The sequence below is a fragment of the Psychroflexus lacisalsi genome, assembly GCF_020164495.1.
GTDB classification, from domain to species: domain Bacteria; phylum Bacteroidota; class Bacteroidia; order Flavobacteriales; family Flavobacteriaceae; genus Psychroflexus; species Psychroflexus lacisalsi.
In genome coordinates this window covers 37,062-57,884 of sequence record NZ_JAIQYZ010000006.1, presented here as the reverse complement: position 1 = coordinate 57,884, position 20,823 = coordinate 37,062, and the positions used below count along the sequence as shown (strand labels likewise).

17 protein-coding genes are annotated in these 20,823 nt (G+C 35.5%); 10 read left to right on the top strand and 7 right to left on the bottom strand.

Annotated features, from left to right (window positions below):
* Position 1: 1 nt before the first annotated feature.
* The 4 genes from lptC (at position 2) to LB449_RS12680 (ending at position 4,283) form a co-directional block, all read left to right on the top strand.
* Positions 2 to 559 carry an LPS export ABC transporter periplasmic protein LptC gene (gene lptC, locus LB449_RS12695; protein WP_224455497.1) on the top strand — a complete coding sequence of 186 codons (558 nt, stop codon included), beginning with the start codon at positions 2 to 4 and terminating at the stop codon, positions 557 to 559.
* On the top strand, positions 559 to 750 hold the full coding sequence (locus tag LB449_RS12690; protein ID WP_224455496.1) for a hypothetical protein: 192 nt from the start codon (positions 559 to 561) through the stop codon (positions 748 to 750). The genes lptC and LB449_RS12690 overlap by 1 nt, the downstream gene beginning before the upstream one ends.
* Positions 750 to 2,039 carry a hemolysin family protein gene (locus LB449_RS12685; protein ID WP_224455495.1) on the top strand — a complete coding sequence of 430 codons (1,290 nt, stop codon included), beginning with the start codon at positions 750 to 752 and terminating at the stop codon, positions 2,037 to 2,039. The genes LB449_RS12690 and LB449_RS12685 overlap by 1 nt, the downstream gene beginning before the upstream one ends.
* A 150-nt stretch (positions 2,040 to 2,189) precedes the next feature.
* Entirely contained in the window at positions 2,190 to 4,283 is a 2,094-nt protein-coding gene (locus tag LB449_RS12680; protein ID WP_224455494.1) for a peptidylprolyl isomerase, read from the top strand.
* A 58-nt stretch (positions 4,284 to 4,341) separates the two neighbouring features.
* On the opposite strand, the gene LB449_RS12675 is transcribed toward LB449_RS12680, so the two are convergent.
* Both LB449_RS12675 and LB449_RS12670 read right to left on the bottom strand, forming a co-directional pair.
* Positions 4,342 to 5,253, bottom strand: a complete 912-nt coding sequence (locus tag LB449_RS12675; RefSeq protein WP_224455493.1) for a GYDIA family GHMP kinase — start codon at positions 5,251 to 5,253, stop codon at positions 4,342 to 4,344.
* Positions 5,253 to 6,563 (bottom strand): hydroxymethylglutaryl-CoA reductase, degradative, encoded by a 1,311-nt coding sequence (locus LB449_RS12670; protein WP_224455492.1) that lies wholly within the window; start codon positions 6,561 to 6,563, stop codon positions 5,253 to 5,255. Before LB449_RS12670 ends, LB449_RS12675 begins: the two co-directional genes overlap by 1 nt.
* Before the next feature lie 202 nt (positions 6,564 to 6,765).
* Here LB449_RS12670 and LB449_RS12665 point away from each other — a divergent pair, with 202 nt between their 5' ends.
* From LB449_RS12665 to LB449_RS12655, 3 genes are read left to right on the top strand one after another with little or no spacing between them, the layout of a single operon-like run.
* Complete coding sequence (locus tag LB449_RS12665) at positions 6,766 to 8,955, top strand: S9 family peptidase (protein ID WP_224455491.1); 2,190 nt, start codon at positions 6,766 to 6,768, stop codon at positions 8,953 to 8,955.
* Positions 8,956 to 8,960: 5 nt separating this feature from the next.
* A complete protein-coding gene (locus LB449_RS12660; RefSeq protein WP_224455490.1) occupies positions 8,961 to 10,868 on the top strand; it encodes a peptide MFS transporter in 1,908 nt (635 codons plus the stop codon).
* Between the two features lie 4 nt (positions 10,869 to 10,872).
* On the top strand, positions 10,873 to 11,412 hold the full coding sequence (locus LB449_RS12655; RefSeq protein WP_224455489.1) for a thioredoxin family protein: 540 nt from the start codon (positions 10,873 to 10,875) through the stop codon (positions 11,410 to 11,412).
* On the opposite strand, the gene LB449_RS12650 is transcribed toward LB449_RS12655, so the two are convergent.
* From LB449_RS12650 to LB449_RS12635, 4 genes are read right to left on the bottom strand one after another with little or no spacing between them, the layout of a single operon-like run.
* Positions 11,409 to 13,469 carry a ComEC/Rec2 family competence protein gene (locus tag LB449_RS12650; RefSeq protein WP_224455488.1) on the bottom strand — a complete coding sequence of 687 codons (2,061 nt, stop codon included), beginning with the start codon at positions 13,467 to 13,469 and terminating at the stop codon, positions 11,409 to 11,411. The two genes, LB449_RS12655 and LB449_RS12650, sit on opposite strands and share 4 nt — an antisense overlap.
* 15 nt (positions 13,470 to 13,484) lie before the next feature.
* Positions 13,485 to 13,931 carry a C40 family peptidase gene (locus LB449_RS12645; RefSeq protein WP_224455487.1) on the bottom strand — a complete coding sequence of 149 codons (447 nt, stop codon included), beginning with the start codon at positions 13,929 to 13,931 and terminating at the stop codon, positions 13,485 to 13,487.
* 56 nt (positions 13,932 to 13,987) lie between these two features.
* Positions 13,988 to 16,375, bottom strand: coding sequence for a GumC family protein (locus LB449_RS12640; RefSeq protein ID WP_224455486.1), 2,388 nt, complete (start codon positions 16,373 to 16,375; stop codon positions 13,988 to 13,990).
* A gap of 9 nt (positions 16,376 to 16,384) precedes the next feature.
* Positions 16,385 to 17,149 carry a polysaccharide biosynthesis/export family protein gene (locus tag LB449_RS12635; RefSeq protein WP_224455485.1) on the bottom strand — a complete coding sequence of 255 codons (765 nt, stop codon included), beginning with the start codon at positions 17,147 to 17,149 and terminating at the stop codon, positions 16,385 to 16,387.
* Positions 17,150 to 17,373: 224 nt separating this feature from the next.
* Between LB449_RS12635 and LB449_RS12630 the strand changes: the two genes are divergently transcribed.
* The gene (locus LB449_RS12630; RefSeq protein WP_224455484.1) at positions 17,374 to 19,239 is read left to right on the top strand and encodes a polysaccharide biosynthesis protein; all 1,866 of its coding nucleotides are present in this window, start codon (positions 17,374 to 17,376) and stop codon (positions 19,237 to 19,239) included.
* On the opposite strand, the gene LB449_RS12625 is transcribed toward LB449_RS12630, so the two are convergent.
* The gene (locus LB449_RS12625; protein WP_224455483.1) at positions 19,240 to 19,701 is read right to left on the bottom strand and encodes a GAF domain-containing protein; all 462 of its coding nucleotides are present in this window, start codon (positions 19,699 to 19,701) and stop codon (positions 19,240 to 19,242) included. It abuts the gene before it with no gap.
* Between the two features lie 136 nt (positions 19,702 to 19,837).
* Here LB449_RS12625 and xrtF point away from each other — a divergent pair, with 136 nt between their 5' ends.
* Together xrtF and LB449_RS12615 are read left to right on the top strand one after the other, a co-directional pair.
* The gene (gene xrtF, locus LB449_RS12620; protein WP_003443530.1) at positions 19,838 to 20,389 is read left to right on the top strand and encodes an exosortase family protein XrtF; all 552 of its coding nucleotides are present in this window, start codon (positions 19,838 to 19,840) and stop codon (positions 20,387 to 20,389) included.
* Entirely contained in the window at positions 20,382 to 20,816 is a 435-nt protein-coding gene (locus tag LB449_RS12615; protein ID WP_224455482.1) for an exosortase F system-associated membrane protein, read from the top strand. The genes xrtF and LB449_RS12615 overlap by 8 nt, the downstream gene beginning before the upstream one ends.
* The last annotated feature ends 7 nt before the right edge of the window (positions 20,817 to 20,823 follow it).

Here is a 20,823-nt window from a genome sequence, read left to right as displayed (position 1 = left end):
AATGATATTTAGAAATACATTCATTTACAAAAGCATTGCTGTATGTTTATTTACAGCAATGCTTTTTTCATGTGAGGGCAATCTAAAGGAGGTGAAGGAAATGGAAAAAGATTTCCTGGAGCCCCAATCCAAAGTCTATGATCTCAATCTTTTTTACACAGATAGTGGGTCTGTGAGAGCCAATTTAAGAAGTCCGAAAATGCTAGATTACTCCAATAGAAAATTCCCCTTCAGAGAATTCCCACAGGGAATAGAATTGGATTTTTTTGAGCAAGACTCGAGTAAAAACACCGTATATTCAGACTATGCTATCCAATACCTGGAAACTGGCCTTATAGATCTTAGAAAAAATGTAAAAATTGTAACTTCGGACAGCACAATTTTAAGAGGTCCACAACTGTATTGGGACCAACAGCAGGAATGGTTATTCACAGATTATAGTTACAGCCTACAATTACCAAACGGGGCCAGAAACGAGGGCGAGGGCTTTGATTCTGACCAGAAATTTAATACCTTCAATTCCAGATCAAATACTGGAATCCAATACATAAAAGACTGATGAAATTTTTTAAATACTTTGAATTCGCCTACATAGCTTTTGCAATTTTTTTTATCATTGAAGCCATTAGAGTATGGGCAGATAGCGAAAGCAGAGCTTACCTCTATCTGTTTTTTTCAGCTTTAGCTTGCTTTATGTTTTTCTTTAAAAGGCGTTTCAGAAAAAAAATTGAAAATAAAAACAAGAAGTAATGAGTACAGAAGTCCTCATCATTATTGTATGCTTGCTTCTTTCAGCTTTCTTTTCGGGAATGGAAATTGCTTTTGTGTCCTCTAATAAGGTGCACATAGAATTACAAAAAAACCAGACTGATATTATTGCCAGCGTCCTAAAAACGTTGACGAAAAAACCTTCCAAGTTTATCGCTACAATGTTGGTAGGAAATAACATTGCCCTAGTGGTTTATGGATTTTTCATGGGAGATTTGATCATGAACTGGTTCTTAGGCATGCAACCTGTTCAGAATGAATTTTTGAGCTACTTAATTACCGAGGCAAGTCTTTTTACACAGACTTTAATATCAACTTTAGTCATTTTATTTACTGCAGAATTCCTACCTAAAGTATTCTTTCAAATTTATGCTAATGTTCTTCTGAAAGTATTTAGTGTTCCCGCTTTCATATTCTACTACTTATTCAGTTTCATCTCAAGCTTTGTCATCTGGATTTCAGATATTATTCTGAAAAAAATATTTAAGATAGAAGGAGATAAAGTTCAGCTGAACTTTAGCAAAGTTGAATTAGGCGATTACATCAATGAACAAATGGAAGCGGTAGATTCTAAAGAAGAGGTCGACTCAGAAATCCAAATATTTCAAAATGCCTTGCAATTTTCAGAAGTTAAAGCTCGTGAAGTTATGATCCCCCGTAACGAGATTGTTGCAGTAGATATTTCTGAAGATACTGGAAACTTAACTGAAATATTCACAAGAACAGGTCTTTCCAAGTTACTGGTCTATAAAGAGAGCAACGATGATATCGTAGGTTACATCCATTCTTTTGAAATGTTTAGACAACCCAAAGACATTCAAAGTATTTTAATGCCTGTTGTATTCGTTCCAGAAACCATGTTGGTGAAGGAAATTTTGAATATTCTGATTAAAAAAGGTAAAAGCATTGCTGTGGTCGTAGATGAATATGGAGGAACCAGCGGAATGATGACTGTCGAGGACATTGTAGAAGAGCTTTTTGGCGAAATTGAGGATGAACATGACTCTATTATTCTAGTAGAAGAAAATGTAAGCGAGAACTTTTATAAGTTTTCTGCAAGGCTTGATGTGGATTACATCAACGAAAAGTATGACATCAACTTGCCAGAAAATGAGAATTACGAGACGCTTGGAGGAATGATTGTGAATACCACAGAAGAAATTCCAGACGTAGGAGAAGAAGTGATTATTGATCAATTCAAAATAAAAATACTGGAAGCTTCCAATAAAAAAATTGAACTGGTATCAGTAAAAATTTTTAACAGAGAGTAATTGAAACCTTCAACTTGAAACCTGCAGTTCAGCAATATTTATGAGGCATTGGCCTTGTGCTAAAACGAATTAAATATTTTGAACGACTAGGTTTTTTATATGGGCGAATTATCTTATTTTCGCCCCCTAGATTTCTTAAAATATCTTAAAATGGCAATACTTAGTAAAATTAGAGAACGTACAGTTTTCCTTATAGTCATCATTGCATTGGCATTGTTTGCTTTTGTGCTTACAGACTTGTTCAGAAACGGTGGGTTTACTGCTGATAAAGCTTCCAGTTCGGTGGGAGTTATTGGTGATGAGGAGATAAGTAGAGAGCAGTTCGCTTCTCAGGTCGAAGGCATTGTACAACAAAGCCAGGGGAGAGTAAGCACTCTACAGGCTGCAAAACAAGCCTGGGAAAATAACTTAAGAAGTATTTTGCTTAAGCAGGAATTTGAAAAATTAGGACTTGAAGTTGGTGCAGACCAGATTACAGATGTCATGGCTCAGCAATTAGCAGGAGATCCAAGATTTTCTAATGAAGCAGGATTTTTTGATGAAGCTAAACTCAAGCAGTTTATTGCAGAACTTAAGGTGACATCGCCAGAACAGTATCAGCAGTGGGTAAACTTCGAGAAATCCATGGAAGTCAATGCGAAATCTCAACTTTACTTCAACATGGTAAAAGCAGGAGTTACAGCAACCATTCTTGAAGGAAAACAAATTTACCACCAAGAAAATGACAATCTTACTTTTGAATTTGTAAAAGTTCCATTTACTAAAGCGGAAGATGTTGAAATAACTAAATCTGATATTCAGAGCTATATCAACGAACACAAGGGGCGTTTTCAACAGGAAGCTAAAAGAGATATAGAATATGTTTCTTTTGATGAACAAGCTTCAGATGAAGATAATGCTTTAGTCTTAGCTGAAGTTGAAAAACTTGTAACTGAAGGTGATCAGGACTTTAGAGCTACAGAAGATGTAGAAGAATTCTTAGCTATTAATTCTGAAGTTCCTTTTAACGATGTTTACACATTCGAATATGATATCAAAGGAGAGAATGCAGATGCAATTTTAGACTTAGACTTAAATGAAGTTTATGGTCCATATTTTGAAAATCAAAGCTATAAAGTGACTAAACTTCTGGAACGCACACAAAAACCAGATTCTGTTCAGACAAGCCACATTCTAGTTACATATGACGGGACACGTGTTGATGGTTCTGTAACAAGAAGCAAAGAAGAAGCTAAAAGTCTGGCGGATAGTATTACATCTGTAGTTAAAAGAAATTCAGATAAGTTTTCAGAATTAGCAACTGAATTTTCTTCTGATAGACAAAGCGCTCAAAACGGTGGAGATTTAGGTTGGATCAATTATGGTGCATTAGTTCCTGAGTTTAATGATTATGTTTTTGAAGATGCAACAGTGAATAGCTATGGTGTTGTTGAAACAGATTTCGGCTATCACGTTGTTTACATCGAAGATAGAACAGCCCCAAAGAACGCCTTGAAACTTGCTACCATAGTAAAAAGAGTAGAACCTTCAGAAAAAACATTAAATGAGCTTTATCGCTCAGCTAGTAAATTTGAACTTGCAGCAAAAGATGGTGACTTTCTAGAGCAAGCTGAGGAATTTGATAAAACAGTAAAACCTGTAAACGGAATTAATAAGCTTGATGAAACCATTCCAGGTGCAGGCAGACAAAGATCTGTTGTGAAATGGGCTTTTGAAAATGGAAGCAAAGTTGGAGAGATAAAAAGTTTTGACACCGGTTCTGGATATATTGTGGCCAGAGTAACCAACATCAAGAAGAAAGGATTAAAATCTCCAGAAGAAGCTTCCGCTGTAGTGACTCCAATCTTGAAAAAACGCAAACAAGCAGAGAAAATCATTTCTCAAATCGAAGACAATGAACTGGCAACCGTTGCTTCAGCTTTTGGAGTGACCCAACAGAAAGCAACTTCTGTGAACATGAGTAATCCAATAATACCAGGTGGAGGAAGAGAGCCTAAAATTGTTGGAGCTGCATTTGCAATGGAGGAAGGAGAATTATCAAAACCATTAGAAGGAAATAGTGGTGTATATGTTCTTAGACTTGTTGAGAAGAACAAAGCACAGCCTTTGGCTTCTTATAGATCTATTGCAAAAGAAGAAAGTGAAAAAAGAACTCGTTCATTACTGAATCCAAGAACAAGCCCTATTATTGAGGCCTTAAAGAACAGTAAAGAAATTGAAGATAATCGTCATTTGATTTACTAATCAAAAACGAGAAAATTTGTAAAGCGCTCTTCGATATTTTTATTGTAGAGCGCTTTTCTTATAAGGACATTTCGTTAAAACTAAGAACTGTGTTATAGCCTTTATTTTTAAAATAGGAATAAGGATTAGTTTCACAAATCGCCATTACAAAGTCACCTCCCCAAGCCCCAAGACTTTTAACGGCCCCGTCAAAATCTGAAAACACACGAGATTGTATGGGCTCTATTTTTAGAATCTGCGAAAGGCATTCTTCGTGAGAAAGGAGTAATTGCTGCGCATCCTTATATGACTCAACGGTTTGAAATTTCTGAGTAATATCATTGATCTTAGAAATCAATGCTTCAAGATTTCTTGGTTTCATTTTCCTATAGTTGGCTATAGCTTCTCTGCTATTCTGCTTTTCTTCCAGGTAAACGAAATATAGATATGGTTTTAAGGCCTTTGGTATTTCAGTTTTCTTGACTTTTGATTTTTTATTTTCCAGTGAATAAACCAATGGGAATTCAGATTTTGCACAGGCAATATCATACCCACTACCGCCAAAGGTTTTCTCCAGCAATTGATAAGGATCAACACTGGCCCATTTTGAAACGTTTGTAATAAGAGTAGAGGAAGTCCCAAGTCCCCAGTTTTTCGGAAACTCAAGGCGAGTTTTGAAATTGTAATTCTGAGTAAAGACTTCTGGATTAAGTTGGTGTGCTTCAATCAATATTTGAAAGAGTCGCTTCTCAAAATCATCTTTTCCTTCAAGTTCTTGACTTATCACTTTATGAAGGTCAAATTCCAGGTCTAACCAAACACGGTTTTCGTGGTCGTAACTTAACCAGGTAGATATTTCATTTTCAGAAGGAGTAACTTCTAAGTGCTGACCAAATTTACAGGGAATCGCAAGCGCTTCGGCCCCATTCAATACCAGATATTCCCCTGTTAATAAAAGTTTGCCGTGACTATAAAAGCGCTGAGACTCCATTAAGACCTCATTTTTTCAAGTAAACTTATAACTGCTGAATGTGTTACTGTATTGGTTTTGAAGTAGTCGACAGCTTCTGCTCTTTCCTTTTCGTTTGCTTCAAATTGATTGAGAATATTCATCAGATGCATTTTCATATGCCCTTTTTGAATGCCAGTGGTCACCAATGAATTAACGGCGGCAAAGTTTTGAGCAAGTCCGGCCACTGCAGTGATTCTCATCAGATCCTTAGCGGAAGGATTATTTAGCATTGCAAGTGATAATTTCACGAGCGGATGTAAACTTGTGAGCCCACCAGTGGTTCCTAAAGCTAGAGGCACTTCAATCCAAAATTTAAATAGTCCATCTTCTACCTTTACATGAGTTAAGCTGCTGTATTGCCCTTTTCTCGAAGCAAAAGCATGTATGCCAGCTTCTACCGCTCTGAAATCGTTACCAGTAGCCAACACGACTGCATCAATGCCGTTCATAATTCCTTTATTATGAGTCACGGCTCTATAAGGTTCTATTTCTGCAATTTTGATAGCCTGAGAAAATTTTCTAACAAATTGGTCTGCCTCTTCTTGAGTTTTTCCGAGTTGAGAAACTGGACATGAAACTTCAGCCCTTACCAAACATTCCGGGACATAATTGGATAAAATACACATGATAACTTCAGGATAATTGCCTTCAGAAGTAAAGGAGTCATAGGTTTTAGCTTCAGCTTCCAGAGTCTGTCCAAATTGCTCTAAGCAAGAATTAATAAAATTCGCTCCCATAGCATCTACGGTTTCAAACGTACAGTAAAGCTGGAAGTAGTTGTCTAAAGATTCAGTTTTATCGATTAAGGCAATATCTTTTATTCCACCTCCACGTTTTTCCATGTTTTTAGTGATGGAAGCTGTATCCTTATAAAATTGAGGTTTGATTTTTTCAAAAAAGTCCTGTAATACCTGGGATTTACCACTAAAATTAAAGTGAACGTGACCTACTTTAGTTGTTCCTAAAATTTCAGTTTTGAAGCCGCCCTTATCCAACCAAAACTTAGATGCTTTACTTGCAGCTGCAATCACAGAGCTTTCTTCAATTGCCATGGGAATGGCATACAGCTTTCCATCTATTTCAAAATTAGGTGCAACTCCTAATGGTAAATAATAGTTTGAAATTGTATTTTCTGTGAATTCATCATGAAGTTTTTGCAAAGCTTCATCTGTATTCCAATACTGTTTTATGATAGTTTTTGCTTTGGGATAGTGAGATAAATAATGCTCCGTGATCCAATCTACTTTTTCGAGTTTGGTCAACTTGGAGAAGCCAGATATTTTAGACATTTTAATTCTTTAAAAATTTGATTACAAAGATACACTTCATAACTAATAAGAAACTTTAACCTGGTGATACTATTTTGAAGCAAGCTATTTATAGATTATAATCCAGATCTCTTATAAAATCGACTATTAATTAGAGTTTAATTAAAAAAAGGAAGCGATTTTTGATGTTTTTTTAGTAAAATTGACCTCCAAATAAAATACCATGAAAAGCCAAAAGTTCATTTTAAACTTATTAGTCATTTTTTTGACCAGTTCAATTGCCTCTGTGTATGCTCAGACCCGAGATATTACCTTGGAGGATATCTGGAGTGGAGAGTTTAGCCAGGAGAGAATGCAAAGTCTGCAGTCTCTGAAAGATGGCAAGTCTTACATTGTCCAGGATTATGATAGAGCTAGTCAAGATATGAAGGTGGATATCTACAGCTATAAGACAGGAGAAAAAACAGGAACGCTGATTAGCAGTAAGGCTATACCAGGACTATCGATTTTTCAGACATTTCAATTAAGTAATGATGAGACCAAAGTTATTCTTGGAACCAATGTCGAATCTATTTTCAGACGTTCCACACGTGGAATATTTTACGTTTATGATCTGGAAAGTAAGGAGCTTGTCAAAATTGATGAAGAAAAGATTCAATCTCCAACTTTTTCACCGGAAGCAAGCAAAGTTGGTTATGTTAAGAATAACAACATCTTCTATAAAGATTTAGAAACAAATTCAATCGTTAAGGTAACCACAGATGGTGTGAAAAATGAAATCATCAACGGGGTGACAGATTGGGTTTATGAAGAAGAATTTTCATTTGTACGTGCTTTTGAATGGAATCCAAGTGGAACTAAACTTGCTTATTTGAAATTTGATGAAAAAAACGTTCCAGAATTTTCAATGGATTTATATGGCAATTACGGTCAAAGCTTATACCCAAAGCAGGAGGTCTTTAAGTATCCTAAAGCTGGAGAAGAAAATGCTAAGGTTAGTCTTCACCTTTTTGATCTAAATTCTAAAACAAATTCAGCAATTGAATTGGATGATTACGAATACCTCCCACGATTAGAGTGGACTCAAGATGAAGATCTGTTTAGTATCCAAACCTTGAATAGATACCAAAATGAATTAAAGCTTTATCTAGTAAATGCTGAAACTAATCAACCTAAATTAGTTTTAACTGAAAAAGATAATGCTTATGTTGATGTATCAGATGATTTAACTTTTCTCAACAATAACAGCTTCATCTGGACAAGTGAAAAGGATGGATGGAAACATATCTATCACTATTCAGAAGATGGGAGCTTGATCAATCAGGTTACAGATGGTGCCTGGGAAGTGACCAATTTTTATGGTTTTGATGATATGTCAGGGAGAATTTATTTTCAAAGTACAGAAAATGGAAGTGTGAATCGAGATGTTTACTCAGTTTTGGCTAATGGAAAAAACAAATTGAGACTTACGCGTAAAACTGGAACTCACAGAGCAGATTTTAGTGCAGATTTCACCTACTTTGTAAATACCTTTACAAACACAAAAACTCCAGCGGTCTACACCCTTCTTAAAGCAAGCAATGGAGAATTGGTAAGAGAAATAAAAGACAATTCAGCTCTGCAGAACAAATTGGATAATTATAATCTATCTCCAAAAGAACTTTCTACAATAAATGTGAATGGCAATGAATTGAATACCTGGATGATCAAACCACCAAATTTCAACCCTGAAAAAACGTATCCTATATTGATGTTTCAATATTCAGGGCCAGGTTCACAGTCGGTATCCAATACATTTTTTGGAACTAACGATTATTGGTACCAAATGTTAGCTCAGCAAGGTTATGTTGTTGCATGTGTTGATGGCCGAGGAACGGGTTACAAAGGCAGAGACTTCAAAAAAGTAACTCAAAAAGAACTTGGCAAATACGAGTTAGAGGATCAAATTTCTGCAGCTAAATTGTTTGGAGCAAAAGCATTTATAGATGCAGATAGAATAGGCATTTGGGGATGGAGTTATGGTGGCTTTATGGCTTCCAATGCTATGTTTCAGGCCAATGATGTTTTCAAAGCAGCTATTGCTGTAGCCCCAGTGACGAGTTGGAGGTTCTACGACACCGTTTACACAGAACGCTACATGACTACACCGCAAGAAAACGCTTCTGGTTATGATGATAATTCCCCGATCACCCACGTTGGCGAGTTTGATAAAGGAAATTTCTTGTTGGTTCACGGTAGTGCAGATGATAACGTCCATGTTCAAAATACGATGCAGCTTATTGAAGCATTGGTACAAGCCAATAAGCAATTTGACTGGAGAATTTATCCTGATAAAAATCACGGGATTTATGGAGGAAACACGCGTCTTCACCTTTATACGTTGATGACTAACTTTATTAAAGAAAACTTATAATCTTTATGGAAGCCACAACAAAACCAGCTTATCAAAAAGAATTGTTCGGACATCCAGCAGGTCTCTACATTTTATTTTTTACAGAATTATGGGAGCGTTTTTCTTACTACGGAATGCGAGCTATCCTTACTTTATATATGCTTGCCAAAGTAAGTTCCGAAAATCCTGGTTTAGGCTGGGAAGAAGGAAAAGCACTTGCAACCTATGGATGGTACACCATGCTAGTCTATGTCGTGTCTATTCCTGGAGGAATTATAGCCGATAAAATTCTTGGACAAAAGAAGTCGGTGATGATTGGAGGCTGGCTATTGGTCGCGGGTCATGGAGTCTTATCTATCGAACAAGATTGGGCTTTCTTCAGTGGACTTTTATTGATTGTGCTTGGAGTTGGAATGTTGAAACCCAACATCTCTACTATGGTTGGAGGTCTTTACAAGGAAGGAGACTCAAGACGAGATAAAGGATTCTCCATATTTTACATCGGTATAAATGTTGGAGCAGCAGTAGCAGCTATTTTAGTAGGTTATATTGCTTCAGAATACGGATGGCATTATGGGTTTGGCTTAGCTGCAATCGGTATGGTACTCGGCCAATTGGTTTATATTTATGGTCAGAAATACTTATCTCACGTCGGTAATAAGCCAAGTTTGATCAATGCCAACGACGCTTCAGTTTCTATCAAAGAGATTTTTCAAAGAATGCTTTCTACGAAGAAATCTCTTGCTGTACTCGTCTTACTTGTAGCTTTATCTTTCGTAATCCCTATTCAATTTATGGATACAGAGGTAAGTGCTTATATTGTCTTCTTCATCTTCTTATCTGTTGTTGTAGGATTTATGATGACTGTTTATGAAGACCTAAACGGTAAAGTTGAAAAAGATAGATTTATCGTTTTACTTCTTTCTTTTTTAATTGTTATAGTTTTCTGGGGAGCTTTTGAGCAAGCTGGAGGTTTGCTGAACATTTACGCTCAACAAAAGACAGACAGATTCCTGCCTGCTTTTGATTACACGGTACCGGCTGCATTTTTTCAATCTTTAAATCCTACTTATATCATCATTTTTGGTATTCCCGTTGCTGGATTTTGGGCATGGATGAAAAGCAGAGGTAAAGAAGCTTCTTCAATTTTTAAAATGGCTATTGGTGTTATCATCATGGGGCTAGGATTTGTTTTCATGGTTTTTGCAACAATGGATTATGAAGCCAATGGCGAATCTGCAATTTACTGGCTTATATTTGCTTACTTGCTTCACACTATTGGAGAACTTTCAGCTTCCCCTGTAGCCTTATCATTCATCACCAAATTGGCACCACTACGTTACGGAGCTTTGATGATGGGACTTTATTTTGCAGCAACAGGCCTTGGAAATAAAGTAGCAGGTATTATAGGCGAATCTTCTCAGGCTGCACGTATCGAAATAGGACTCAGCGCAGACCAGAGCCAACTTTCACAATTTATTGCAAACGAAGATGCTGAAGATGTTTTCAAAGACAATAAAGCCTTTACAATTGAAACACAACTTTACAAAAACTCATCTGGTGAAGTTGTTTTTGAAGACGTAAATACCGGAGAACAAATTAATTCTATTTTCACTTATCAAGGTGAAAATTCCAAATCTGAATTATTAGACAGAATAGACCCTTATGATGCTTCAAAAGAAAATCAGCTGCTGACTTATTTAAAATTTGATTATAAAGAAGGGAAGTATAATGGAATAATAGCAATAGACCAATTCCAAACCGATCTTGAGTTTAAGACATTTACAGGAATTGTAGTCTTTACAGTTGCCTTTGGTATATTGGTTATTCTACTGTTAAAACCACTGAAACGTCTAACTCATGGCGCTGAAGAAAAAGAAATCGAAGGTCTTGAAGCAGAAGGATTTGAGATTGCAGATGACGAAGTAAAATAACATTATGAAATATATATGCTTTAGTTTATTGTTTTTGGTTTTCCATTCTATGCAGTCGCAAATAGAATGGATGACCATGAATGAGGCACTGCAGGCTCAAAAAAAAGAACCCAAAAAGATCTTTGCAGACGTTTATACAGACTGGTGCGGACCCTGTAAACTGATGGATAAGAATACGTTTTCAAACCCAGATTTAGCAAACTATGTGAATGAACATTTTTATCCGGTAAAATTTAATGCAGAAGGGACGGAGAAAGTAGATTATAAAGGCTTTGAGTACACCAACCCGAACTATAAGCCAGAGCGAAAAGGAAAACGTAATGCTCAGCACTTTTTCGCTAATGCGCTAAAAGTCTCAGCCTACCCAACGGTCGTCTTTTTTGATGAAAAGTCAAATGTAATTTCTCCAGTTGTTGGCTATAGAACACCAGAACAGCTTGAGATTTATCTAAAAATGATTGCTACAGACGCCTATAAAGAATTGACCTCTCAAGAAGCATGGAAGGAATATCAATCTAATTTTGAAGGGGCTTTCAAAAATTAATTTTTAGGAAACACGAAAGCTCCCTTTTCCCATGTGGAATGGAACTTTACCTTAAATTTTTTTGCTGAAGCTCTCCAGCGTTCAATATCCGTTTTATAATTACTCCCGTCTGCGATTACTTGTTGAGGTTTTAGATTCAATAAAACTCTGTCAAAATTTACATCTGGTGAATTTTTGAGTAAAATGTATTCAGGATGAAATTCTTTACAGGGATACACAGGAATGCTATCCAACACATATAAAACTTTAGTGGAATCAAGCTCATATAGATTTCTAAAGCTCGCTATGTGTATCGTTTCAACTCCTTTTAATGTTTTATAGTTTTTGATGTGATACGCATCTTTGATTGAATCTTGATATATAGATTTACCGCTATACAAATTTAGATGTGAACCTTTCAATTCTCCAAGCTGTGAGTTCCTATAGGTCTGGAAAACCAGAACTTCTTCTTGCTGAAGTTGCTCTCGTTTTTCTATATGAATATAAATCATTAAAGCGAGTAGAGACAAATTCAGAAGAGAATAGCTAAGAAGTTTTTGTTTTCTATTCCAAAGTATAAGACTAAAAAGTAAAACTAGGCTTGTGATGAGCATCGGCTTTGTAAAGTAAATGTCTGAAAAAACTAACTCTTCTTTTGAGGCGACCCAGTTCACAAAATTAAGAAGTAGGTCTAGCGCTTGACCATAAATGTGAGCTAAAAAGTCTGGTAGCAAATGCAAAAGGCTTAAAAAGATTATCAAAATACCTCCGCCTAGTAAAACTCCAAGTCCGGGTAAAATCACCAAATTACTCACTATAAACAAACCAGGAAATTGATGAAAATAGTATAAGCTCAAAGGTAAAACTCCCAATTGAGCAGTGACTGTAACAGTAAGGATCTCCCAAACTTTTCTATCTAAATAAAATCTAGGCTGGTAAAGTTGGGAAAATCGAGGTTGTAGAGTGACTATGCTCAATACGGCCAGATAACTCAATTGGAAACCGACCTGATAAATAAAATAAGGATCGATAATAATCAAAAAGATGGCTGAAAGCGCCAAGGTATTAATAGCGCTGGTTTTCCGTTTATAATTAAGCGCTAAGCTTAAAAATGAAAACATGACAGCAGCTCTGAGCACCGATGGGGTGAAGCCAGCTAGGGTAGCAAAACACCAGATGCCGATTAGTACTAGAATCTGGCGTATTAAACGACCATATTTTATCCTTAGAAAACCTTTTGTAATGAACTGCAGGATGAGTAAAATTATCCCAACATGCAATCCTGACACTGCAAGAATGTGAACCACGCCAGCTTTAGAAAAGCTTTTATAAGTTTCTGGATCAATATTTTGTTTTTGACCCAATAATAAAGCTTGAATAATATCCATTTGGTCTTTAGAAAAAGAGTAGTTGTTCAGGGAATTTTGGATATTTTTTCTAGCTCTTTCTCCCAGGCTTCTAAAACTAAACCCTAGCGGTTTCCCAATCGAGAGTTGATCAACGTCAGAGTCTATAACATGGCTCATCTGAAGATGGAACATGTATTCTCTATAGTTGAATTGTTGAGGGTTCTGTGGGCCTGTAAAAGCTTTTATTTTACCGTAACCAGTCACCTTAGAATTTGCCTTAAAAATCGAATCTTCATGAGCAGGCACCTGAAGTAAGATTTTGCCTTTGGTTTTGGTGCTATTCAAAGAAATTAAACTGATTTCATATTTATCTTTAAAGGCACTCGACTTTAAAGATTTGATTACTTTTCCTTCAAAAGTGATAAAGTTATTCTGAATAGAATCTGCTGATAAGAGATGAGAATAGTGATTTTTTTGATGTCTGGGAAGATGTGTTTTCGTGTTGATGACTCCTAAACTGAAAAGAAATAAAAGAGAAACTATCGTAAAAACTGATTTCAATTCTGAATCTTTTTTGGATATCAAAAAAGAAAGGATAACAAGAGTAAAAAGAATTGCACTAGTAGTCACATAGGCTGAAAATTCAAAATTGAATTCTATGAAACCAAACCAAATTCCAAAGAAGAACACTAAACAAACTTGCAGTAAAGGAAGGTTAGCATACTTCATCGTATTTATTCTAGATTAATAGATCACCCGTCTGCTTTTTACATAGCTCTTTCGCCAGTATGGGTTGTTGATCGAAGAGATCATCACGCCTTGAGATGAGCTGGAGTGTATAAAGTCTATAGTTTTGTTCGTCTTCTTAACGACCAATCCTACATGATTTATTCTTCTACTAGTTTTCGAAGTTCGAAAAAAAATAAGATCTCCAACATCCACTTGACTTAGCTTCACCTTATTCCCAGCCTTAGACATTTGTCTTGTCGTTCTGGGTAATTCAACTCCATATCGCATAAAAGAGAGCTGGAGCAGTCCAGAACAATCCAATCCAGATGGATCCATTCCTCCATATTTATAAGGCGTACCCAGATAAGTTTTGGAATAACTCACTACACTTGTAACCGTATTTGCTCTTTCTATTTTAGCCTGCTTAGCTCTTTTGGAACTTCCACAAGATACAAGTGCCATGCTAAGGATGCATAGCAAAACTTTAAAATTGATTCTATTTTGTTTTATAATATTAATTACCAAAACTTCCAGGATTTTTTCTTCTGTTGCTTCTCGCCATACCCATACCCGTATCCATAATTGTATGCATTTATACCCGTTTCATCCAGACCATTGATTACAATACCCATATTGGTAAGCTTCTTTTGGTTGTGAATGTCTCTGATGTGTGGTAATAGTCTCGTATCTGTATATCCCGACCTTGTGATATATAAAGTGATGTCTGCGTAGTCTGATATAAGGATAGTATCGGTAACTAAAATAGTTGGTGCAGTATCAATAATTACATAGTCATATCTCTGTTTTGCTTCATTAATCAATTCTTCAAATCGCGAACTCATAAGCAATTCTGCAGGGTTCGGGGGAATATCTCCGGAAAGGATGACATCTAAGTCTAAATTTTCTACCGAGTTTTTAATGATCAGATCTTCAATAGAAACTGAATTGTCGTAAAGAAAATTTGTAACCCCATTTTGATCTTTCTTAAGATTCAAATAATTGTGAATCTGTGGATTTCTTAAATCACAACCAATAAGTAAAGTTTTCTTTTTCGCCGCGACAAGTGATGAGGCCAGATTGATAGCAACAAAAGTTTTTCCTTCTCCTTTGGTTGTCGAGGTTACATATACAACCTCAGACGTGGAAGGTGTATTCTTTCCCTTCTTGACGCTCATGAAGTTTAGGTTCGTTCTCATTATTCTAAAAGATTCCGCAATAGAAGAGCGGTCGTTTGGAAGAATAACTTTATTCTCTTCTTCTTTGTGTTGAGGGACTTCAGCTACAATTGGTAGATTTGGTAAGAATGCTCTAATCTGGTCCTTGGTCTTAATTTTTGTATCAAATAAGAATACAATATAAAGGATTCCAAAAGGAACAACGAGTCCAATGACCAAACTTGACAGCAAAATTATTTGAGATTTAGGACTTACTGGCGCTGGTTGAGTATACGCATAGTCTACAACCTTAATAATAGGAGCCGTTATAGCATAAGATAACGCTGCTTCTTCTCGCTTCTGAAGTAAAAACAGGTAAAGTTTTTCTTTAACGGCTTGTTGACGCTTGATATTTCTTATTTCCTTTTCTTGCTCTGGTAGTTTGTTGATATTAGAATCAAATTCTCTTTCTCTACGCTGTACTTCTTGCAAAGAAAATTCAAGGCTTTTGATGTAGTTATTGATTGTATTGAGAATGTTCTTTCTTAATTGCAAAATAAGCTTATCAAGCTCTTTTACGCTTGGATTCTCTGTTGTAGAAGAAATAAGTAAACGATCTCTTTCTAAAATTTTCTGGTTGTAAGTTTCAGTAAAGCTGTTGATGTTATCGTTGGTTATCCTAATTCTAGCAGGAAGCAAGTCATATTCATCTTGCTCTGTAAGTTCTTCTTTAAAATCTTGAGTTAAGGCAAGTTGATTGCTAAGCTCAAAAACCCTCAATTCTGCTTCGGTACTTTTGCTGAATAGAGCGGTGGCGTTATTCTCAATTTGAACAAGATCATTATCACTTTTATAGCCAGCAAGACCACTTTCTACTGTATCTAATTCACTTACGAGATATTCCAGACGTTCAATTACAAATTCTTCTGTTCGTTTAGCAACTAAACGGTTATCATCAATTCCATCAGAATTGAATTGGTCTATTAAGGAGTTCAGGATATCTTCACTTTTAGCTTTATTCTGACCCTTAATGGAAATGTTCAGAATTTCACTTCTATCCCCTAGTGGCTCTATACTTATTTGATTAGTTAATGAACTCACTGCTTGCGAAACCGACCGAAAACTAAAGTTGAAGTTAACGGCTTCCAATTTAGTAATATCCCCATTGTAGTCCGGATTGAAATTGAGAACGAGTGGATATCCCTCCACATTCATAGGTTCGCCTACTGTATAAGTATTAGAAAAATTGGTCTCCGGATTTTTAATTTCAAACTTATTAAGAGTTTCAAATATTACCGTGTATTTTGGTGTTGAAACGTCATAAACAGAATCGTTAACTATCCACTCTACTTTAAAAGGTTTCTCATTTTTCCAAATTTCAGATGATTTGAAATTTCCAGATTTATAATAGCTGCTTGTAAGATCAAGATTGTCTACTACTTTAGAAGCAATTCTTCTAGACTTTAAGACACTTCTCTCATTTTCTAGATTGACTTTGCTCATGTCGATAAGTGGCGACCCACCACTTAATCCTGATAAATCAAGACCACTTTGATCTTTTAGTATTTTTATTTGTGCATTAGTTTGATAGATATTGGTAGAATAGCGTAAAAAAATAAATGCAATCGATACAGAAATAACGAGACAAATAATAAACCATGGCCAGTACTTTAGGTACTGAAGCACAATTTTCTTTAAGTCTTCACTGCTATCTTCTGATGTGGAATTAGTATTGATATTTGTGTTTTCCATAAAATGAGGTTATCGAGCCAATAATACGACTGCAGAAAAGATTATAGAAACGACAGAAAGTAAAGTGCCTACATTGCCAACAAACCCAGCAGACTTTACTTTAGGATTATTCGGTTCTACATAAATGATATCATTTGGTTTTATAAAAAAATAATCAGAATTCATCCAGTCACTTTGAGTAAGATCAATACGTTTCACTTCACGTTGACCACCTTCTTGTCTATAAATCATTATGTTATCACGTCTTCCATTGATAGTTAAATCTCCTGCAAGACCTAAAGCTTGAGGAAGTGTCATATTTTCTTCAATTATTTCATAGGTTCCGGGTTGCCTTATTTCTCCTTGGATTGTGAATTTAAAATTCAGAATTCTCACATTTACTGTTGGATTTTTAATGTAAAGCGATAATTTATCTTCAAGTAAAGATTGGATTTCTTGAGTAGTTTTTCCTTCAACTTCAATTTTGCCAAGTTGAGGAAAATTGATTTCCCCATCACTGTTCACTAGGTAGCCTGTCAACTTCAAAAGCTCAACTTGTCTAGGTTGTACCGACGAACTTTCTCCAGTATTGAAACTAAAAGGTAAAACACTTTCTGGATTCAAAGCAGCAGTTGAAATATTCAGAATATCATTGATTTGAATTCTAGGGTGTGAATTAATGGATTCTAAAGAAGAAAATTCTTTATTATCTATGTCTTGGTAATAGATTACATCTTTTTTTGAGGAACAACTAAAAAGAAGTAAAGAGAAAAAAAAGAGGATGAATCGTTTCATTAAATTAAGTTAAACAAATTTAATACAAATAAGCGCATTTTTTTATTTAAAAGAAAGCCTTTTAGTCTTAAAACCCTCTTTATCATTCATTATTGTTTTTTGAAAAGAACAATACTGACTTATGAAAAATTTATCATTAAGTTTGTCATGCATTTGAATCTTAACCAATTGAAATGAACCTTATCCTGTCCTTTAAGCGCTTCAGCTTACAAATTTTAAAACGGATGGCGCGTAATTATGTGCCTAGAGCCGTTATACTAATTATAGATGTATGCATTTCGATACTATCTGCCCAACTTACTTTTTTTTTAATCTCGTCCGTAAGTGAAGGAAAACTCAAATTTATCCACCTCAATTGGGAGTTTGTTTCTCTTGTTACTATACAAATATTATTTTTTCTGATTTTTAGATCTTACTCAGGAATCGTAAGATATACAGGCTTCAAAGACTCTATCAAACAACTTCAGACAATTATTACAACTGTAGCGACTCTCATCGTTATCAATGAAATTGTTTATAACATTTATCAAACAAAAATTTTAGTCAATGGAGGAGCAATTATCTATGGGTTTATTGTTTTTTCAATGTTGTTTTTATTTAGAGTTATAGTAAAAAGAGCCTATCAGCTTATTCACGCAGATTCTTCGTCAACCAAAGCCTATCTGCTAGGCACAAGTCTTACCGATGTTGCTATAGCAGAAAGTATTATTTCAGATTCGAGGACTAGCTTTGATATTGTTGGTTTCATCAGCGAAGTCAATAAGTTAAAAAAGACCAGAATTCTTACTTTACCGATTGTCAATCTTGATCAATTAAAACACAAAAAAATACGAGGGGGAACGTCTGTCATTGTTTCAAGCCAAAAATTGAGAGAATTAGCAACCGCAGATTCTGATATTCTGAATCAACTATTGGAACTAAATCTTAAAATTTATAAACTTCCAGAATTACAGGATTGGAGCGGTGAGTCTATTTCTTCTGAAATCAAAAAAGTCAATTTAGAAGATCTTCTTCAAAGAACTCCCATAAAATTACAGCGAGATAAACTCAGGTCAATCTATGAAGGTAAAGTGATTTTGGTGACTGGAGCTGCAGGTTCTATAGGTAGCGATATAGTAAGGCAACTTATTCGCTTCAAGCCTAAATCTATTCTCATGCTCGACCAGGCAGAAACACCATTGCATCATATGAGTCTGGAAATGGAGTCCACTCATCCCAACCTTCATTTTGAAAAAATCATAGCAAACGTTAGAAGTTTTAAACGTTTAGAGTCAATTTTTGATTATTTCCAACCCGAAATTGTTTTTCATGGAGCGGCCTACAAGCATGTCCCTATGATGGAGGCCAACCCAATCGAAGCTTTAGATGTGAATTTTACAGGAACCAAAAATCTTACTGACCTTGCTATTCAATATAAAGTATCACGTTTTGTTTTTGTTTCGACCGACAAAGCTGTCAACCCAACCAACATTATGGGAGCTTCCAAACGTAGTGCCGAAATATACCTGCAATCTGTTGCCAGAGACAAATCAATTGTAACACGATTTATTACCACAAGATTTGGAAACGTTTTAGGCTCCAATGGTTCTGTGATTCCGCATTTCAAAGAACAAATAGAAAATCTCGGTCCCGTGACGGTCACTCATCCAGACATCACAAGGTATTTTATGACGATTGATGAAGCATGCCAGCTAGTTTTGGAGGCTGGAGCCATGGGGAATGGAGGCGAAATTTACGTTTTTGATATGGGTAAGCCAGTTAAAATTATCGATCTGGCAAAGCAAATGATTCGACTATCTGGATTTATCCCTTATGAAGACATAGACATTGTTTACACGGGATTAAGGCCTGGGGAGAAGCTTTATGAAGAATTGCTGGCCGACAAAGAGAATACACTTCCTACCCATCACCAGAAAATATTGATTGCTAAAGCAAGTTATGATTTTGACAGCGAAAAATTGATTTTGCTTAATAATCTACAAAATCAGATTTCAAACAATAATGTATTGAAATCTATTGAGGTTCTTAAAAAACTGGTGCCTGAATTTATTCCACTAACCGAAGCAGAACGTCAGAAAAATGTTATTTAATTAAGTCTCGAGTTGTTGACTCACTCGTGCATTTACCCAAGTCAAAAAATCCTCGTCTGATTTTGTAAATGCATTTTTGGTGTGAGAATCAATATCAATCTGACCAATATTTTCTCCATTTACAAATAAAGGAACGACGACCTCAGACTTCACGTTGATGCTACAGGCAATGTAATTATCCTGGGCGGTTACATCATCGACTACAAAGTTTTTATTGGATTCTGCCACCTGTCCGCAGATTCCTTTTCCAAAAGGAATAATAGTATGGTCAGTCGGCTCTCCTGCAAAAGCCTTTAAGATAAGCTCTCTTTTATCACCATTTTTGAAGTAAAAACCAACCCAATCGTAAGTGTCAACTTTAGTCTGTAGCAAGTCACAAACCTCTGTAAGTCTATGGTTAATATCCAGATTTTCTTGGGAAATTAATTTTTCAACGGCTGGTTTAAGATCTTCTAAACTCATCATATTATATTTTGGAACAAAAGTATTTATTCCAAAAGCATTAGAGACGACGTATTTTCTATAAATTTGTTAAATATTAGCGAAGGATTTCTTCTCAATTAAGTTTCAATTAGGAAGTTGCTATAAAGACAATAATTTGGAAATTTTTAAAAAAAATAAAGCGGTTATTAAGTTCCTTGGCGTTTTCTTTGGCACTTATATTCTGCTAACCATAGCCTATCAGTTGTATCTAGATTACGCTCCAGAGCAACCTTATTTTCCGGAAATTATTACTCATATGGTCGCTTTACAGACAGAAAGTTTAATCAGCTTTTTTGGATATGAAACCAATAGTATTCCCAGTCATTACGATCCTTCTATGCGAATTGGTATAAACGGGGATTACTTGGTTAGAGTTATAGAAGGCTGTAATGCTGTAAGTGTCATCATCCTCTTTTTATCCTTCATTTTAGCATTTAAAAAGGACTTCAGGTCTACAGTTCTATTCATTTTTGCGGGGAGCGTTATCATTTATTCGCTGAATGTCCTTCGTATAGCCTTGCTTACAATTGGAATTTATGAGATACCAGACTACCAAGAATTTATGCACGGGACTTTATTTCCAGCCTTTATCTATGGATTGGTATTTTTGCTTTGGATTGTATGGATCAAAAATTATAAACCTAAAGTAAAGTCTGTTGATGAATAAAGTCTTAAAAATTGGCTTAATCGGGATTTTGCTTTTAGGGCTTGTGTTAATTCGGTTCTATGAGCATGAACTCTTTTCCGACCCCTTATTGGAATTTTACAGCTCAGAGTTTAGTTATGCTCAAGCGCCAGATTTTGATGTTATGCAAGTACTTGGCTCAACAAGTTGGAGATTCTTACTCAATTCTATAATCTCTATAGCAATTATTGGGATTGTTTTTCCTTATAGAAAAACCATACTGTTTGCAGCGGTATTTTATGCTTTGGCCTATTTGATTTTGACGCTCTTGTTTTGGTTCTTTATAAATGATATGGAAAGAGAAAACTTTCTAACTATTTTTTACATCAGGCGTTTTTTAATCCAACCTATATTTGTATTATTACCAGCCTTTTACTATCAAAAGTATAGTGTTAAAGAAAAAGATTAATTCATAA

Bases quoted from the DNA above. Each gene is read 5' to 3' on its own strand.
- lptC (WP_224455497.1), top strand. From the start codon at position 2: ATGATATTTAGAAATACATTCATTTACAAAAGCATTGCTGTATGTTTA.
- LB449_RS12690 (WP_224455496.1), top strand. From the start codon at position 559: ATGAAATTTTTTAAATACTTTGAATTCGCCTACATAGCTTTTGCAATT.
- LB449_RS12685 (WP_224455495.1), top strand. From the start codon at position 750: ATGAGTACAGAAGTCCTCATCATTATTGTATGCTTGCTTCTTTCAGCT.
- LB449_RS12680 (WP_224455494.1), top strand. From the start codon at position 2,190: ATGGCAATACTTAGTAAAATTAGAGAACGTACAGTTTTCCTTATAGTC.
- LB449_RS12675 (WP_224455493.1), bottom strand. From the start codon at position 5,253: ATGGAGTCTCAGCGCTTTTATAGTCACGGCAAACTTTTATTAACAGGG.
- LB449_RS12670 (WP_224455492.1), bottom strand. From the start codon at position 6,563: ATGTCTAAAATATCTGGCTTCTCCAAGTTGACCAAACTCGAAAAAGTA.
- LB449_RS12665 (WP_224455491.1), top strand. From the start codon at position 6,766: ATGAAAAGCCAAAAGTTCATTTTAAACTTATTAGTCATTTTTTTGACC.
- LB449_RS12660 (WP_224455490.1), top strand. From the start codon at position 8,961: ATGGAAGCCACAACAAAACCAGCTTATCAAAAAGAATTGTTCGGACAT.
- LB449_RS12655 (WP_224455489.1), top strand. From the start codon at position 10,873: ATGAAATATATATGCTTTAGTTTATTGTTTTTGGTTTTCCATTCTATG.
- LB449_RS12650 (WP_224455488.1), bottom strand. From the start codon at position 13,469: ATGAAGTATGCTAACCTTCCTTTACTGCAAGTTTGTTTAGTGTTCTTC.
- LB449_RS12645 (WP_224455487.1), bottom strand. From the start codon at position 13,931: ATGGCACTTGTATCTTGTGGAAGTTCCAAAAGAGCTAAGCAGGCTAAA.
- LB449_RS12640 (WP_224455486.1), bottom strand. From the start codon at position 16,375: ATGGAAAACACAAATATCAATACTAATTCCACATCAGAAGATAGCAGT.
- LB449_RS12635 (WP_224455485.1), bottom strand. From the start codon at position 17,149: ATGAAACGATTCATCCTCTTTTTTTTCTCTTTACTTCTTTTTAGTTGT.
- LB449_RS12630 (WP_224455484.1), top strand. From the start codon at position 17,374: ATGGCGCGTAATTATGTGCCTAGAGCCGTTATACTAATTATAGATGTA.
- LB449_RS12625 (WP_224455483.1), bottom strand. From the start codon at position 19,701: ATGAGTTTAGAAGATCTTAAACCAGCCGTTGAAAAATTAATTTCCCAA.
- LB449_RS12615 (WP_224455482.1), top strand. From the start codon at position 20,382: ATGAATAAAGTCTTAAAAATTGGCTTAATCGGGATTTTGCTTTTAGGG.